This is a genomic window from Tolypothrix sp. PCC 7712 (assembly GCF_025860405.1).
Taxonomy (GTDB): domain Bacteria; phylum Cyanobacteriota; class Cyanobacteriia; order Cyanobacteriales; family Nostocaceae; genus Aulosira; species Aulosira diplosiphon.
In genome coordinates this window covers 4,511,096-4,526,167 of the sequence record NZ_CP063785.1, presented here as the reverse complement: position 1 = coordinate 4,526,167, position 15,072 = coordinate 4,511,096, and the positions used below count along the sequence as shown (strand labels likewise).

Sequence of the window (15,072 nt, the reverse complement as noted above, 5' to 3'; positions counted from 1 at the left end):
ATAAAGTCAAAAAACTTTATGCTTAGGCTTTGGGATGTTGTAACTGAGTTCCCTGTTTGCTCTCCAGCTTGTTTGCCAGGTAGGGTATGGTATTTTTCTTTCCATCATGCTGTACTGGGCAGAAGCTAAATTAATTGATATTTACTTCATTATCGCCTAGATTTTCGCCACTTATGGCTATTCCACTCTGGCTGGAATTCCGCGTTTTTGTAATAGTTCTAGATGTTTTTTTACTTCTTTTTGAGTTTTAAAAGCACCTAGAAAAATCAGCTTGTTATCCTTTGATAAATAAGCATCAGGAATTACCTGTCTGGCGGCAGCAAAAGACCTTTCATTTTGATTATCGGTGACTACGTGATAAAACCCATCTGCTGAAGGTTTGGTCTGTGGATTGAGCTGGAAGGGGGCGGCGTTTGGTGATGGTGCAGGCGAATTGATAGGAGCCGCAGGTTCTATCGTTTGTACTGGCGCTGCTGCTGTAGGATTTGCTGGTTGTGGCGCAGATAAGCCTGCGGGGGGTTGTACTGGTTGTACGGGGATCTGATTAGGTAATGGTGCGGGGTTGGCTTTGCCTTTAGGTGTTAAGCCGATAACATCATTAGGATCTTTAACTTCCGGAAACTCTTTGGCTGCTAGATTAGGATACTTGGGTATAGGTGTGAGTAATGTTTCCGGCGGTGCTTGGATATTAGTTTCTACATTGGCTGTATTTTCTGCAGGTGCTGAAGATTTACCATTAAAAACGTTACTTAGCTTTAACTGCGTCAAGCTTTTGGGATTAAATACCACATAGCCTAAAGTCAAACTTGCTACTAATAACAGCAGCATTGAACCTATGCCCAAAGGTGAAAGTATACCGTCATTGGCAGTGCTGGGGCGTTTCGCTGGTGATTCTTCGTCAGTGACACTACGTAACAGCGCTTCACTAGATTCTAAATAGTTATCAGGCTCGCTTGGTGGATCATCTGACTGTAGAACAGTATCATCCTCATCAGGTGGTTCTGTACGTACTATGCTGCTAGCTGGAGTTGGCGGGACTGGTGGCGGTGGCGGTGGTGGAGTGAGCGTTGTCGCCACCTCTGGGGTTGAGGATAACTGAAGATGATCTAGTTCCTCAAACCTGACTGTATCCGTAGCTGCTTCTAACAGAGGATCTGGGGTTACAGGTGCAGGTGGCGTGGGTGATTTAATATCTGTTGACTGAGATTGTTCGAGAATTGCTTGGGCGATCGCTTGTGGTGTACTGCCAATATAACTAACTACACGAGGATTGGCTAATCTCGAGGTATCGCGTGTGCGTCTATACCGCGCTAATTCTTGATCTAACTGGACTTCTAAACTTGCCAATGCCGAAGCTAGTCCTGGCTTCAGTCCAGGTGTTTTAGATGATTGAGTACGGGAATCTATTGGTAAATTTTGACTCATGGCCTGCTCCATAAATTTTGATAATTGAATTGCCGTCTTGCCATCACGGTCAATTGATCAATCATAATTAGGACAACTGTAAACACGTTGTGACAGTGGTACACTAGCCGTCACAACACAGGGAAGTCTTGTAATGGACTGGCTCATTTTTTCAGCATCCTGAATGAATTGTTCTAGTATAGACTCGAGAAACAAACTCAATCATGGCTTATGTAACTGACCCAGATCTGTTTGTTATGGGGGTCAACAGCCAATACTTGTCGGTTAAGAGGAAAAAGGGGAATGGGAAAAGGGAAATAAAAAACCTTTAACCTTTTCCCCAAAACCAATTTTGAGTTCACAACGCTTAACTGAGTAGTATTGGGTCAACAGCAACTCATGCATATTAAAACTGGTTTTCAAGTTTTTATCAGCGAAAACACATTTAATTTGTATATTAAATTTTATCAATCTCTTGCGGGGCAGTATCTAGCCTGCTGCCCTGATGATGTAACTTGAATTTTAATGAACTTATCTGAAAAAGACGCGATCGCTACACTTAACGTCTTTTCTACCACAAAGCCCTAATTCGCAAGCTGCCATAACCATCCTAAGAGTGAAATCAAATAACAACTTTAGGCGGTAACTAAAAAAATTATTAATAGATAACATAGTTTAACCATCGTCTGAACAAATAATTACGAATTACAAATTATTTTGAAATTATCTGTTACCCATGCTGGGTAATAGATTGCGATCGCTCAAACAGCAGTAGTAACTAGCGGAGGATCATGATGAAAGCAGAAGAACTTCTTTCTAACTATGCCGCAGGCGCAAGAGATTTTACTGCTGTCAACCTCAGCGAAGCCAATTTGAGAGAAGCCAATCTCAGTGGGGCCATTTTAGATAGAGCAATTTTAGATGGTGCGAATCTCAGCCATGCAAATTTAAGCCAAACTAGCCTGATTGAGGCTGATCTCAACGGTGCAAATTTGAGTGATGCTGACCTGACTGGGAGTAATCTCACTGGAGCTATCTTAGATGGTGCTATTTTAGATGGGGCTGTTTTAGATGGTGCTAATTTGACTCAGGCTGATTTAACTGTTGCCAAGCTAATTGAAGCTAATTTGAGTGAGGCGGAGTTACACGAAGCAACTTTGGTAGCTGCAAATTTAGATAAAGCCGATTTAAGTGGCGCAGACTTAACCGTAGCCGACCTCACCCAGGCGAATCTTGCTCAAGCAGACTTAAACCAAGCCAACTTAAACGGCGCAAATTTAGAGCAAGCTAATTTGGAAGGGACGATTTTGGATGAGAATGGTTGAATTTGTCATTTGTCATTTGTCATTTGTCATTTGTCATTTGTCATTTGTCATTTGTCATTTGTCATTTGGTAATTGGTAATTGGTAAAAGGGAAAAATTTTGAATTGTTTATTTTCCTCATCTTTCTCATCTCCAATCCCCATTACCCCTTATCCCCACAACAAAGAGAATCCAGGGAGACAAGGGAGATTCTGCCATAATTCTCCCTTGTCTTCCTTATTCACCGATGTTGTGACAAACAGATTTTCATTAAAAATCAAAAATTAATTTTTGATTTATCTGCCCATATAACGACTAGCCATTTGGATAGCGTCAGAAATATCGACATCGCCATCATTATCGGAATCTAGGAAACTGCTGAGTACTGGATTTCCCCCAGCTTGGAAACCTTGAGTATTAGCACCAGATTGCAAGAAGTTCAGCACCACAGGCACAATTTGGGGTAGTAATTGTTGAATCAAACTAGCATCCAAACCCGTGCGTTGAGCAGCAAATTCCGCCACTTGTTGCTGTAACGCAGGCGAAAATATGGAATTAACGGCTGCGGAATTAGGCGAAGTCCCTGCAAATTCATTGACTACGGATTCCACAGCTTCACTACCTTCTGTAGCTTGCTTTTCTTGTAAAGCCGATCGCACTTGACCACCTACAACCGACAACAGCGATTGAATTGTAGAAGCATCTGCACCAGTGCTATTACTCAATTGATCTACAGTGCTAATAATACTTCCCAATTGTCCCAAACTGCCTTGCTGATTGGAATTGGCAACAGCACCAAGAATTTGATCAAAAAGTCCCATAAGTTTTTTCTCCTTATGTTAGTCTCAAAATCAGTGGTTGATGGCACATCGTCTAAGATGAATCATCCCTACAAGCATCTTAGAAGAAAACCGCAGAGACATCAGTTACTAGTTTCCAAGTATGGGCTGCAACTAAAATTCATTAACGCACTCTTTAAACAAACACTATGACCAGAGTAAATCTAGACTTACCCGAAGAAGTATTCTCAGCCCGTCGTCTGACTCCAAATGATTTTGTACGTGATATGCGCCTAGCGGCGGCTATCTACTGGTATCAAAAAGGTGAAATTTCCCAGGAAAAAGCTGCCCAAATTGCAGGTTTAAACCGCCGCGACTTTCTTGCAGCCCTTGCTCGTGAGCAAGTAGATGTGTTTACTGTAGACTTTGATGATTTGCAACAAGAATTAAACCGTGGCTGAATATCCTGCAATTAACACCTCCCCTCTGATTTTTTTGACTAAGGGTGGCTTTCTCCATCTATTGCAGATAGTCAGTCCAGAAATTATTGTCCCCCAAGCTGTTGCTACGGAAATTCAAGCATACGGGGAGATAGATGTAACTGCAATGGCGCTGGCTGCTACTTCTTGGTTGGTAGAAGTTGTTACATCCCCTGTTCCACCAATTATTCAGAGTTGGGATTTAGGCCCTGGTGAATCTGCTGTTTTAACTTGGGCTTATGTAAATAATGGAACTGAGGTAATAGTAGATGATTTAGCCGCTCGTCGTTGTGCAATAGCTTTGGGCATTCCAGTACGGGGAACTCTAGGTATAGTTCTTACTGCGAAACAACGAGGCGCAATTCCAGCAGCGCGTCCGGTTTTAGAACAACTACGCCTCTGTGGAATGTATTTGTCCGACAAAGTGATGAATCAAGCACTGGCATTAGTAGGAGAGTAAACAATGGTCAAGGAAGATGCAAAAATTAAGGAGGAAATGGGTAAAGGCTTTAAACCCTTCACCTTTGACCTTTTCCCTTTACCCAATCGACACCTGTCAATATTTGTGTGTTGAACTACTAGATTTGTGGAGATAGCGATCGCACTTTGCTATTGTCGGTGTTTTCCGCAGGTATTTGGGCATTATATGGCCAGCCTTTGCTGCAATATGATGCCAGACTCTTGCTCAAATCATGTCCTTGAACTCTGCCAACAAGCACCTTCCCAAATCAAATAACCGGATACAACTCAACTTAATTCTCATTGTGCCCTTTGTACTGCAAATTTTTGCGGCGGTGGGATTAGTTGGGTATCTCTCATTTAAAAATAGTCAAAAAGCTGTGAACAATCTGGCTGAACAGTTGATTGATAAAGCTGGTCAGCAGGTTGATGATCGCCTAGATATGTATTTGGCGTTACCCATTCAATTAACCCAAATAAATGTAGATGCGATCGCTAATCGCGAATTAAATCTTAACGATCCCATAGCTAGCGGACATTATTTTTGGAGACAAGCCAAAGCTTTTCCTCATCTCAGCTATGTGGGCTATAGTTTAATCGATAAAAGAGAAGCTGGCGCAGGACGTTGGATTAAAGGAGTTGACTTAGTACTCTATGAGAATTTGAGCAGTGGTAAAGCTTCCGACTATGTTGCTGATGCTCAAGGTAAGCGGGCTAAACTTTTACAAAGCTATGATTTCAATCCGTTAACAGAGCCTTGGTATAAAGATACCGTCACCGCAGGCAAGTTGACTTGGAGTAAAATTAAAGCGGCGGAAATTCGTAATTCACAATTTACTGAGGCGGGAAAAGCACTGCAAAGGCAGGATAATTCTTTAGATAATGGGCTGGACTATTACATTGCAGTTTCGGCTGCGGCTCCATTCTATGACAACAACCGCAAGTTACTGGGCGTAACAAGTATCGATTTGGCGCTAACTAGTATTAGTGATTTTCTGCGTCACCTCAAAGTTAGCCCAGCCGGTCAGGTGTTTATTATTGAGCGTAATGGTAGGTTGGTTGGGAGTTCTGGTAATTTTCCCATCTTGTACAAGGTAAATAACCAAGTAGAAAGATACAGCATCTTTGATATTCCCGATCGCCTCATTCGCACTGTCGCGCAAGGCTTGCAAAAGCGGTTTCATACCCTGCAAGCAATCCAGAATCAGCAAGAGTTTAATATTGTTTTCAACCAAGAAAGACAGTTTGTGCAAATCAAGCCGTGGCGAGACAAATACGGTTTAGACTGGCTGGTGGTTGTGGCTGTACCCGAATCCGATTTTATGGCACAAATTCATGCTCACAATCGTACAACTATGCTGTTGTGTTTGGGGGCTTTGGTAATTGCCACAATTATTGCAATTTCTACTTCTAGGCGGATTGCTCAACCAATTTTACGGCTGAGTCAAGCAGCAGAGGCGATCGCCAATGGTAAATTGGATCAAAATGTAGCTTCCTCAAATGTCCGCGAATTAGATATTCTGGCTCGTGCTTTCAACTACATGGCGCAGCAATTGCAAGAATCATTTCAGGCTTTAGCACAAACCAATGAACAATTAGAACATCGTGTAGAAGAACGGACTGCGGACTTAACAAATACTCTCCAAGAACTGCAACAAACCCAAGCGCGAATGATTCAATCCGAAAAAATGTCCAGCTTAGGACAAATGGTTGCAGGCGTTGCCCATGAAATCAATAATCCGGTTAATTTTATTCATGGTAACGTCGATTTTGTCCATGATTATACTGAGAGTCTTTTGGAGTTAGTGCAACTATACCAAAGCGAATATCCCAACCCCACATCAGCGATCGCAGAAAAAATTAGCGATATAGATTTAGAATTTGTCAGCGAAGATTTGCTCAAGTTACTCACCTCCATGAAATTGGGGACTGAACGCATCCGCGAAATTGTCAAATCTCTGCGAAACTTCTCCCGCTTGGACGAAGCGGAAATAAAAGAGGTTGATATTCATGAAGGTATTGAAAGTACATTGCTAATTTTGCATCATCGCTTACAACCTGAACCTGGTGCTGTGGCGATCGCAGTCATGCGCGATTATGCTACCTTACCGCTAGTCGAGTGTTATCCTGGGCAACTCAACCAAGTATTGATGAATATTCTGGCAAACGCCATCGATGCAATAGAAGAAGCCAACACTCACCGCACATCTGGGGAAATTCAAGCCAATCCCAGCCAAATTACCATCTCCACCGCAGTCATCGATGCTGATTGGATTAAAATTGCGATCGCTGATAACGGCTTAGGAATGACAGAAGCCGTCATTCAGCATATTTTTGACCCTTTCTTCACGACAAAACCTGTCGGTAAGGGAACAGGTATGGGGATGTCAATCAGCTATCAAATAATTACAGAAAAACATGGCGGTAAATTAGAGTGTTTTTCCACTCCTGGTAAAGGAACAGAAATTGTAGTTCAAATTCCTATCCGTCAGGTAAATTCTCAAATAAGTACTTAAACATTCAGGATATCCGATCGCAAACTACGCCTAATGTGAATTAGAAACGCCTCTTATGCCATAAGTTTTCAAGATTTACTTCTCATTAAACGTCACCTATTAAGATTTACGTAAAAACCGATGAAAGTCTTATTCCTCTGAGTTCTCTGCGTCCTCTGTGGTTCGATTATCAGCCCTGCCTATAAGTATTTATTTATACTAATTTAAATACTGTTGGCGACAGATAAATTCTTTGTAGGGGCACGGCACCAATCATTGGTGTCAACATAAGCTAAAAGCGATATAGGATAGGCGTTGTACAAATACCTCGCGCCCTCATCCCCTAACCCCTTCTCCCGCAGGAGAAGGGGAACTAAATCTCTAGCTCCCTTCTCCCTGTGGGAGAGGGGCTGGGGGTGAGGGCGAAACCTTGCAACCAAGAGAGTTTCACGTTAAGTTGACACCAATGGGCACCAATAAGATATTTGATATGCCAAAAGATTTTGGATGCCGTGCCCCTACCCATCTGTCGCGTTCTTTTTTCAAAATGTATTACTCAGATTATTCATTGATCACCGCTGATGATTTTCCAGCCTTCACGACTGAGAAAGAAACCATTACCGCTAGCATTAGTACAAGTCAGCCCAGTTCGCTGCGATAAACAATTGAATCCTGCTTGTTTCCAGCTACTGCCGTAAGATAATTTGTAATTAGCCTCAAAAGTGTCACTAATACAGAGAATTTCGGGTTTGCCAGACTCAGATAGTAAAAACCCACCTCCCCAATCATATTCACAATAATGAGGATAAGGTTGAGGCGGTATAGGCTTGAGTCCACTGTTAATTTCGCAGCGTAGGGCATCTTGCCCGCCACATAAGCTGGGCGGACAAGATGTCCACCCCACAATAAATACTGGGATATTTTTTTATTTGGAAGTCCCTAACTGCAACTATCAAGCAACTATTCTCAAATAAAATCCCCCAGTGGAGTGCTGAGGGATTTACTCTGGAACGCGATTTGAGAACAATATACAATACAATTGTACTATATACGCACTAAAAAATCATTAAGAAATTCCATTGTGGTGTCATAAATCTCACAAAGACTCATAACCTGCTTTGAGAGCGGCATTGTAGATATCAGCGATCGCGTTATAATCTGCTAGCTCCACTGCCGCAAATTGCTTGACTCCCACTCGTTGCATTGCTGTCTGTAGTTCAGCATCCGGCTCAAGCAAAGCTAACTGTATCTGCTGAATTATTGATTTCCCCAGATGCAGAGCTGCAACCAAAGGTGGCATAGGACAGGGGCCGAGTGCCTCAACTACGCGCAAGTACTGATATAACTCGGGAAAATCCTGTAATTCTTGTTCTAATACCACACTATCAATAGCCGCACAATCTACCTTTCCTAGTGCTACCCAGCGAATAGAATTTTGGTGAGAACCTGATTGTATAGCTTTGCTAAAAAATTGTTGGGGATATTTTCCCTGTAACAAGCGATGACGCAACAGATTATAGCCGCTGTTAGAACCTGGATCGTTATAACACACCGTTTTACCAGCTAAATCATCAAACTTGATGACATCACTATCAGCATTGACTATGACATCTGAAAAGTAAACCGGACGGTTGCGATAACGCGGCGCTTGCATCACGGGTGCAACAACAGGCTGCAACTGATCCAAAACTATCTGAGAATAACGAATCAGGGGTAATCCACAAATAAAAGCTAGGTCTAGTTGGTCTTTTAAAATCAGAGGATCTAATAAAGGGTCGCATTCACCCTGCTTTAATTGCGTTTCTGCTCCCAAAATCCTATCTAAATAAGCCAATACTGCTTCGTAGAAACCAAACCAATTGGGAGCTAAATAAGAAATAGCTTGTAATTTTTTCAACTTATTTACTGGTGGATTCTACTGTATCTTGAGCAATGTTGAAACCTGAAAATAGCTTGCGGGAATACCAATGAAAACCCAAGAAAATCATACTCACCAAGGTCAGCAGCATCACACTAAAAATCGTTCCGTATGCTTTAGTATGCCACCACAATTTTTGTACTGCTGTACCAGCTATTCTCACAAGACTCCACAAGCTACCTTGATTGATATGCTGAGAAGCGTGAATTATGATTTCCTCGGACGTTACTGTGTTTTGCTGTTCTAAGATGCCCAAGGGCTTGTTGCTCAACATTGCCATTTTGATAACTCCTCTAGACCCTAAAATCAATCAGATCTCTAAAAACTACGGTAAGTCGATAGGAATAAAGCATTTTATAAAAATATGCCATAGCTTGGTTGAAGACGCAAGCTAGGCATTAGCCATTGATGTTTGTAGTTGCAGAGGATATGAGGCAGGGAGCAGGGAGCAGGGGAGAAAAGCAATTACCCCAATGACAAATAACAAATGACAAATAACAAATGACAAATAAAGCTTGGTTATCAAAATTGCGACAACACCGCGCGATCGCAGTTATTCGTGCGTCAAAGATGGAATTAGCAAAGCAAATGGCTTTGACAGCCGCATCTGGGGGAATGCAGCTGATTGAGATTACTTGGAATAGCGATCGCGCTGGGCAATTAATTAGCCAGCTTCGTGCCGAATTACCAAACTGTACAATTGGTACTGGTACGCTATTTAACGTCCAGGAGTTACAACAAGCGATCGCCTGTGGAGCAGAGTTTCTTTTTGCGCCTCATGTTGACTCAGCAATGATTCAAGCTGCTTTAGAGCAAAATATACCGATTATTCCCGGGGCTTTGTCACCTACAGAAATTGTTACCGCTTGGAATCATGGTGCTAGTTGTGTAAAAGTTTTCCCGGTAGATGCGGTAGGAGGCGCGAGTTATATTAAAAGCCTGCAAGGGCCTCTAGGGGAAATTCCCCTCATTCCTACTGGAGGAGTGACTTTAGACAACGCCAAGGAATTTTTGCAAGCAGGTGCGATCGCTGTTGGTTTAAGTAGTCAATTATTTCCTCAGCATTTAGTTACACAAAACAATTGGGCAGTAATTTATCAGCAAGTGCAAATTTTGATACAGCAATTAGGGTACTTTAGGGTAGAAGCAGATAATTTTCCCTAAACACCATAGTTAAGTATATTTACGATGAAAAATAAAAATCATCATCGATGGATACACCGATTACCCATATTTATGACTGGTGTAGCACTCAGTTTGATTGTGGCAAATCCTGGAATTTGTGAAGTTACCGCCAAAGCTAAAGATGATACCGTTACGCAAACAATCGAGACACTAAAACAATCAGATCAACGCTGGATTCAAATTAATCTTTCTACACAACGGCTAATAGCTTGGGAAGGTAAAACACCTGTTTATGCGATCGTGATTTCTACGGGTAAAAAGTCTACTCCTACTCGTATTGGTTCGTTTAAAATTCAATCCAAACATAAATCTACGCGGATGCGTGGTAGAAATTACGATGTTCCAGATGTACCTTATACCATGTATTATCAAGGTAGCTACGGAATTCACGGTGCTTACTGGCATAATAAGTTTGGCACTCCAGTTAGCCACGGCTGTATAAATGTTGCGCCCAATCATGCTAAGTGGTTATTTAATTGGGCATCTGTAGGAACTCCCGTATTTATTCATAAATAGCGAATTTTCTGGCAATTAAACACCATTCCCAAACAATCTTCTGAAGAGATTCTCATATCAAAATTCCCTGGGAATCTCTGGAATATAACCACATGATATTGAAGTAAAATATAGAGGATAAGGCTAATAAACTCCTTCCTCAAGCCGGATGTAAATCTAAAAAAATTCTGTATGACATCTTCAGGTAGGTACTGTTGAACATCAGGGTGTAAATGCAATATATAGTAGTGTCGATTCTCCTAAAATTGCTGGTGTTTAAAGCCTATTATTCCAACCTGACAAAATATACTTTTTAATTTCATAATTCAGAGTTATTAGAAACTGCACAAATACAATTATTTTGTGTAGCAATACCCTGGGCGTATATTGCGTACTTCCTTAATTAATATTTAATGGAGTTTAGCTATACCATGCGTTAATACACGCTTAATGACGCTGCTAAACAAGATTAGTATTTGTAGCTAGCGAACAGAATTAATAACTATTTTTCTATCCGTAGTGAAATTATCTGCATGATATATCTATATATGAATTAATTCAAATATGATATGTCACCGATTAATTCTTTCTAGAAAAATAAAATTCCCGACGGATGAATCAAATTAACCATCTGAGAATTGTCATTTTAACCTATATTTAATCTTCTGATCGGTCTATATAAAATCGATATATCTCTGCCGAAAGGACATTGTGCCAGAAATGCGGAAAGATTCAAGGTTAAAGAAGCAAAATTTAGCAGACGAAGAGAAGGTGAGACTTTATGCAAACCAAAATTTACAGGAGTTTGTTTAATCGTTCAGGTAATTGCTGTACAAGTTTATTGTTGATATTGGCAACTTTATTCTCTTGGTCGTCGCCAGTTAATATTGACTCCAAATTTGCTCAAGCCAGCGCTGCTGCAATAGATAATCAGCCAAAGGTATCTCAACCTCAACCAAAATCCCCCACCCGTAAGATTGAAATTGACTTATCCGAGCAACGTTTATTGGCTTGGGAAGGTAAAAATTTAGTTTATTCATTCCGTATTTCTACAGGTAAACGCGCAACTCCTACACCTAAAGGTAAATTTACAATTAATTCTAAGTATCGCTTTAACCGAATGCGGGGCGAAGACTACGACATTCCTGATGTCCCTTATGCTATGTATTTTTATGAAGGCTATGCTATTCATGGTGCTTACTGGCATAACAATTTCGGGACTCCAGTTAGTCACGGTTGTGTAAATTTGAGAGTTAAGCAGGCGCGTCAACTGTACAACTGGGCAAAAGTTGGGACTTTAGTCGTAGTACATAAATAGAAAGTCATCGATAAAGGAGCGATCGCAGTTTATATGCGGCATACCTCATTCTCATCTAAAATCTAGCTTGAAAAGTTTGCTCAACGGGGGGAACCCCCGCACACAACGCCAGTTGCTTCTCCCAAGGGGAGACGCTACGCGAACAAGCCGGGGAACCCGTCCAACGCACTGGCTCAACTTTTCGCAAAATCTCAAGTCTAAAACTGGCAGTGTAAGGTTATGGCAAAAGGTGACAGAATTAATTTTTCTACCCCTAGCGGGTTCCCAGAGTTTCTTCCTAGCGAAAAACGCCTGGAAGTATATTTACTAGATATCATCCGCAGAGTTTTTGAAAGTTACGGGTTCACGCCCATCGAAACCCCGGCTGTAGAACGCTTAGAAGTACTACAAGCAAAAGGTAATCAGGGTGATAACATTATTTATGGTATCGACCCCATCCTGCCACCAAACCGCCAAGCAGAAAGAGACAAAGCCGGGGAAACTGGTTCCGAAGCTAGGGCTTTAAAATTCGATCAAACAGTTCCCTTAGCAGCATACATTGCCCGTCACCTCAACGAATTAACCTTTCCCTTTGCGCGCTACCAAATGGATGTTGTGTTTCGGGGTGAACGCGCCAAAGATGGACGTTTCCGCCAATTTCGCCAATGTGATATTGATGTGGTGGCTCGCAGTCAACTCAGCTTGCTTTATGATGCTCAGATGCCTGCAATTATCACCGAGATATTTGAAGCTATTAATATTGGTGATTTTCTCATTCGGATAAATAACCGCAAAATTCTCACAGGATTTTTTCAATCTTTAGGCATAGCTGAAAATCAAATTAAAACTTGTATTAGTATTATCGATGATTTAGAGAAAATTGGTGAAGCCAAAGTCAAACAACAATTAGGCAAAGAAGGCATTTCACCAGAGCAAACCCAAAAAATTATTGAATTTATTAATATTAAAGGTAGTGTGTATGAGGTATTAGATAAACTCAAGCACCTTTCACAAAATCTCCCCGATGCCGAGCAATTAAGTCTAGGTGTTAATGAAATCGAAACAGTAATTGCCGGGGTAAGGAATTTAGGCGTTCCCGAAAAGCGTTTCTGTATTGATTTATCGATAGCTCGCGGTTTAAATTACTATACTGGCACAGTTTACGAAACAACTCTCATTGGACATGAAGCTTTAGGTAGTATCTGTTCTGGTGGCAGATATGAAGAATTAGTGGGGATGTTTATCGGTGAGAAAATGCCTGGTGTCGGCATTTCCATTGGCTTAACTCGCTTAATTAGTCGCTTGCTAAAGGCTGATATTTTAAAGACTCTACCTGCAACACCTGCCCAGGTAGTAGTAGTAAATATGCAAGAAGATTTAATGCCGACTTATTTGCAAGTTTCGCAACAGTTGCGCCAAGCAGGAATTAATGTAGTTACAAACTTTGAAAAACGCCCTTTAGGTAAACAATTCCAAGCAGCAGACAAGCAAGGAATTAGATTTTGTGTAATTATTGGCGCTGACGAAGCAGCAGCGCAAAAATCATCGCTGAAAGATTTGCAAACAGGCGAACAAATAGAAGTGATGTTAGCAGATTTAGCTGCAGAAGTGAAACGCAGACTTCAGTAGTGATGTAATCGATTGGGAAAAGAAAATTAGAAAAAGTCTTTTTCCCAATACACAACAATTAATTTAATAAGTTTTTTAAAGATAAGTTGATTTTTTATCTTTAATGATGGGTCAATATTTGACACTAAATTATCAAATTTTAACTTTGCTTACATAAAAATAAAAAAAGCGATCGCATCCTCGGATTGTTACTCGGTAATGCGACTATCTACATAATTGTCTAATTTTTAGCCAGCGACGAATTACTGACCACGAAGTGTAATTCCCATTGCAGAATGAGATTGGGTAGTATTGATGCTTGAGAAGTAATTAGGATTTATGTTCAGACCTAATAGACTGAAGAAAATGCTCCAAACCAGTTCCCAACCCATCGGTTGCTGGATTTTTTTCTCAGATAGTGACTCAATCGAACTGCTTTCTATGTGTGGTTTCGATGCCTTTATTATCGACCACGAACATGGCGCTATGGATATGAGCGTCTTAGTAGAGCAACTCCGCGCCGCTCAGGCAACAGATGTGACCTGTATTTTGCGTGTACCTTCACACGATCCAGTCTATATCAAGCGAGCCTTGGACATGGGTGTGGAAGGTATACTTGTACCGACCGTAGAATCAGCAGATGAAGCGCGGGCCATTGTCGCCGCTACCCGCTATCGACCTCATGGCGGACATCGAGGTATTGGTTATCTCGAAAGCCGAGCAGCTAACTGGGGTTTGGCAGCGCTAGATTATCCTGCCAATTATCGAGAGAACCTACTTATAGCCGTTATCATCGAAACTCGTCGGGGTTTCGAGAATGTTAAGGAAATTGCCGCAGTTGACGGGATCGATATGGTATTTTTAGGGCCAGGCGATCTGACAGCAGACATCGGGGATGATTTTCCTGCACTGACCAAGCTTGGAGATAATTCAGAACTTAATCGGCTGATGGCGGAAGCTGAAGCGATAGTCCTCTCCACTTCCGATTGTTGGCTTGGGGGCATCAGTCTCAATGCAGCTGGGGGTCGCGCACTGTTTGCTAAGGGCTATGATTTCGTGACACCTGCTGCTGATGGCTGGATGCTGTCTGATGCGGCGCGTTCGGTTGTCACTGGGATGAGAGGTTAAAAACTGCTGTTCTCAAGTTGGATCAGGTTGATTTGTAGTTGAAACAGTATGGAGCTGCTTACATGGCCATTAATCGTGAAGTCATTATTCCCAAAGGCATGGAAATTTTATATGAAAAGTATCACTACTGCCCAGGCATTAAGGTAGGCAATACATTATATATTTCAGGACAAGTGGGACGGGATGAAAATTTACAGGTAGTAGAAGGAGTAGAAGCCCAATTTGTCCAGACTTTTGAAAATGTGAAAAAGGTACTAACAGCAGCAGGAGCGACTTTTGATGATGTGGTAGAGATGATTACTTACCATGTGACAGGGACGAATCTCGGTAATTTGCAAGTTCCGTCTGCTAATGGTTCAGAACAGCGATTTACCATTCCCCACCTGTCACTGTTTATGCAAGTGAAAGACCGCTATTTTACTAATAACTTTCCGACTTGGACGGGATTTGGCATCACAGCTTTATCTACACCCGGACTAATTGTAGAAATTAAGTGTACAGCAGTCCTCGAAAATTAGCGGC

Annotated in this window: 15 protein-coding genes; 10 read left to right on the top strand and 5 right to left on the bottom strand. The window is 41.5% G+C overall.

What is annotated here, in order from left to right; all coding sequences use genetic code 11:
- Nucleotides 1-177: 177 nt before the first annotated feature.
- Entirely contained in the window at nt 178-1,425 is a 1,248-nt protein-coding gene (locus tag HGR01_RS18690) for a hypothetical protein (protein ID WP_045874654.1), read from the bottom strand.
- 773 nt (nt 1,426-2,198) lie between these two features.
- On the opposite strand from HGR01_RS18690, the gene HGR01_RS18685 reads away from it, so the two are divergent.
- Nucleotides 2,199-2,729 (top strand): pentapeptide repeat-containing protein, encoded by a 531-nt coding sequence (locus HGR01_RS18685; RefSeq protein WP_045874621.1) that lies wholly within the window; start codon nt 2,199-2,201, stop codon nt 2,727-2,729.
- A gap of 274 nt (nt 2,730-3,003) precedes the next feature.
- On the opposite strand, the gene HGR01_RS18680 is transcribed toward HGR01_RS18685, so the two are convergent.
- Entirely contained in the window at nt 3,004-3,528 is a 525-nt protein-coding gene (locus HGR01_RS18680) for a DUF937 domain-containing protein (protein WP_045874622.1), read from the bottom strand.
- Between the two features lie 167 nt (nt 3,529-3,695).
- Between HGR01_RS18680 and HGR01_RS18675 the strand changes: the two genes are divergently transcribed.
- The 3 genes from HGR01_RS18675 to HGR01_RS18665 all read left to right on the top strand — a co-directional run bounded on the left by HGR01_RS18675 (nt 3,696) and on the right by HGR01_RS18665 (nt 6,940).
- Entirely contained in the window at nt 3,696-3,947 is a 252-nt protein-coding gene (locus tag HGR01_RS18675; RefSeq protein WP_045874623.1) for a UPF0175 family protein, read from the top strand.
- On the top strand, nt 3,940-4,425 hold the full coding sequence (locus HGR01_RS18670; protein WP_045874624.1) for a DUF3368 domain-containing protein: 486 nt from the start codon (nt 3,940-3,942) through the stop codon (nt 4,423-4,425). The genes HGR01_RS18675 and HGR01_RS18670 overlap by 8 nt, the downstream gene beginning before the upstream one ends.
- Nucleotides 4,426-4,657: 232 nt before the next feature.
- Entirely contained in the window at nt 4,658-6,940 is a 2,283-nt protein-coding gene (locus tag HGR01_RS18665) for an ATP-binding protein (protein WP_045874625.1), read from the top strand.
- A gap of 544 nt (nt 6,941-7,484) precedes the next feature.
- On the opposite strand, the gene HGR01_RS18660 is transcribed toward HGR01_RS18665, so the two are convergent.
- The 3 genes from HGR01_RS18660 to HGR01_RS18650 all read right to left on the bottom strand — a co-directional run bounded on the left by HGR01_RS18660 (nt 7,485) and on the right by HGR01_RS18650 (nt 9,117).
- Nucleotides 7,485-7,823 carry a DUF6636 domain-containing protein gene (locus HGR01_RS18660; RefSeq protein WP_052335460.1) on the bottom strand — a complete coding sequence of 113 codons (339 nt, stop codon included), beginning with the start codon at nt 7,821-7,823 and terminating at the stop codon, nt 7,485-7,487.
- 192 nt (nt 7,824-8,015) lie between these two features.
- Nucleotides 8,016-8,816, bottom strand: coding sequence for a PhnD/SsuA/transferrin family substrate-binding protein (locus HGR01_RS18655; protein ID WP_045874626.1), 801 nt, complete (start codon nt 8,814-8,816; stop codon nt 8,016-8,018).
- Nucleotide 8,817: 1 nt separating this feature from the next.
- The gene (locus HGR01_RS18650; protein WP_052335461.1) at nt 8,818-9,117 is read right to left on the bottom strand and encodes a hypothetical protein; all 300 of its coding nucleotides are present in this window, start codon (nt 9,115-9,117) and stop codon (nt 8,818-8,820) included.
- A gap of 221 nt (nt 9,118-9,338) precedes the next feature.
- Between HGR01_RS18650 and HGR01_RS18645 the strand changes: the two genes are divergently transcribed.
- The 6 genes from HGR01_RS18645 to HGR01_RS18620 all read left to right on the top strand — a co-directional run bounded on the left by HGR01_RS18645 (nt 9,339) and on the right by HGR01_RS18620 (nt 15,068).
- Nucleotides 9,339-10,001, top strand: coding sequence for a bifunctional 4-hydroxy-2-oxoglutarate aldolase/2-dehydro-3-deoxy-phosphogluconate aldolase (locus tag HGR01_RS18645; RefSeq protein WP_045874627.1), 663 nt, complete (start codon nt 9,339-9,341; stop codon nt 9,999-10,001).
- Nucleotides 10,002-10,025: 24 nt separating this feature from the next.
- Nucleotides 10,026-10,538: a L,D-transpeptidase gene (locus HGR01_RS18640; RefSeq protein WP_045874628.1), complete on the top strand. Its 513-nt coding sequence runs from the start codon at nt 10,026-10,028 to the stop codon at nt 10,536-10,538.
- Between the two features lie 760 nt (nt 10,539-11,298).
- Entirely contained in the window at nt 11,299-11,835 is a 537-nt protein-coding gene (locus tag HGR01_RS18635; RefSeq protein WP_045874629.1) for a L,D-transpeptidase, read from the top strand.
- A gap of 219 nt (nt 11,836-12,054) precedes the next feature.
- Nucleotides 12,055-13,443, top strand: coding sequence for a histidine--tRNA ligase (hisS, locus tag HGR01_RS18630; RefSeq protein ID WP_045874630.1), 1,389 nt, complete (start codon nt 12,055-12,057; stop codon nt 13,441-13,443).
- A 345-nt stretch (nt 13,444-13,788) separates the two neighbouring features.
- Nucleotides 13,789-14,550: an HpcH/HpaI aldolase family protein gene (locus HGR01_RS18625; protein WP_210403148.1), complete on the top strand. Its 762-nt coding sequence runs from the start codon at nt 13,789-13,791 to the stop codon at nt 14,548-14,550.
- Between the two features lie 62 nt (nt 14,551-14,612).
- Nucleotides 14,613-15,068 (top strand): RidA family protein, encoded by a 456-nt coding sequence (locus HGR01_RS18620; RefSeq protein ID WP_045874632.1) that lies wholly within the window; start codon nt 14,613-14,615, stop codon nt 15,066-15,068.
- Nucleotides 15,069-15,072: the final 4 nt, after the last annotated feature.

Bases quoted from the DNA above. Each gene is read 5' to 3' on its own strand.
- HGR01_RS18690 (WP_045874654.1), bottom strand. From the start codon at position 1,425: ATGAGTCAAAATTTACCAATAGATTCCCGTACTCAATCATCTAAAACA.
- HGR01_RS18685 (WP_045874621.1), top strand. From the start codon at position 2,199: ATGAAAGCAGAAGAACTTCTTTCTAACTATGCCGCAGGCGCAAGAGAT.
- HGR01_RS18680 (WP_045874622.1), bottom strand. From the start codon at position 3,528: ATGGGACTTTTTGATCAAATTCTTGGTGCTGTTGCCAATTCCAATCAG.
- HGR01_RS18675 (WP_045874623.1), top strand. From the start codon at position 3,696: ATGACCAGAGTAAATCTAGACTTACCCGAAGAAGTATTCTCAGCCCGT.
- HGR01_RS18665 (WP_045874625.1), top strand. From the start codon at position 4,658: ATGTCCTTGAACTCTGCCAACAAGCACCTTCCCAAATCAAATAACCGG.
- HGR01_RS18650 (WP_052335461.1), bottom strand. From the start codon at position 9,117: ATGGCAATGTTGAGCAACAAGCCCTTGGGCATCTTAGAACAGCAAAAC.
- HGR01_RS18645 (WP_045874627.1), top strand. From the start codon at position 9,339: ATGACAAATAAAGCTTGGTTATCAAAATTGCGACAACACCGCGCGATC.
- HGR01_RS18640 (WP_045874628.1), top strand. From the start codon at position 10,026: ATGAAAAATAAAAATCATCATCGATGGATACACCGATTACCCATATTT.
- HGR01_RS18635 (WP_045874629.1), top strand. From the start codon at position 11,299: ATGCAAACCAAAATTTACAGGAGTTTGTTTAATCGTTCAGGTAATTGC.
- hisS (WP_045874630.1), top strand. From the start codon at position 12,055: ATGGCAAAAGGTGACAGAATTAATTTTTCTACCCCTAGCGGGTTCCCA.
- HGR01_RS18625 (WP_210403148.1), top strand. From the start codon at position 13,789: ATGCTCCAAACCAGTTCCCAACCCATCGGTTGCTGGATTTTTTTCTCA.
- HGR01_RS18620 (WP_045874632.1), top strand. From the start codon at position 14,613: ATGGCCATTAATCGTGAAGTCATTATTCCCAAAGGCATGGAAATTTTA.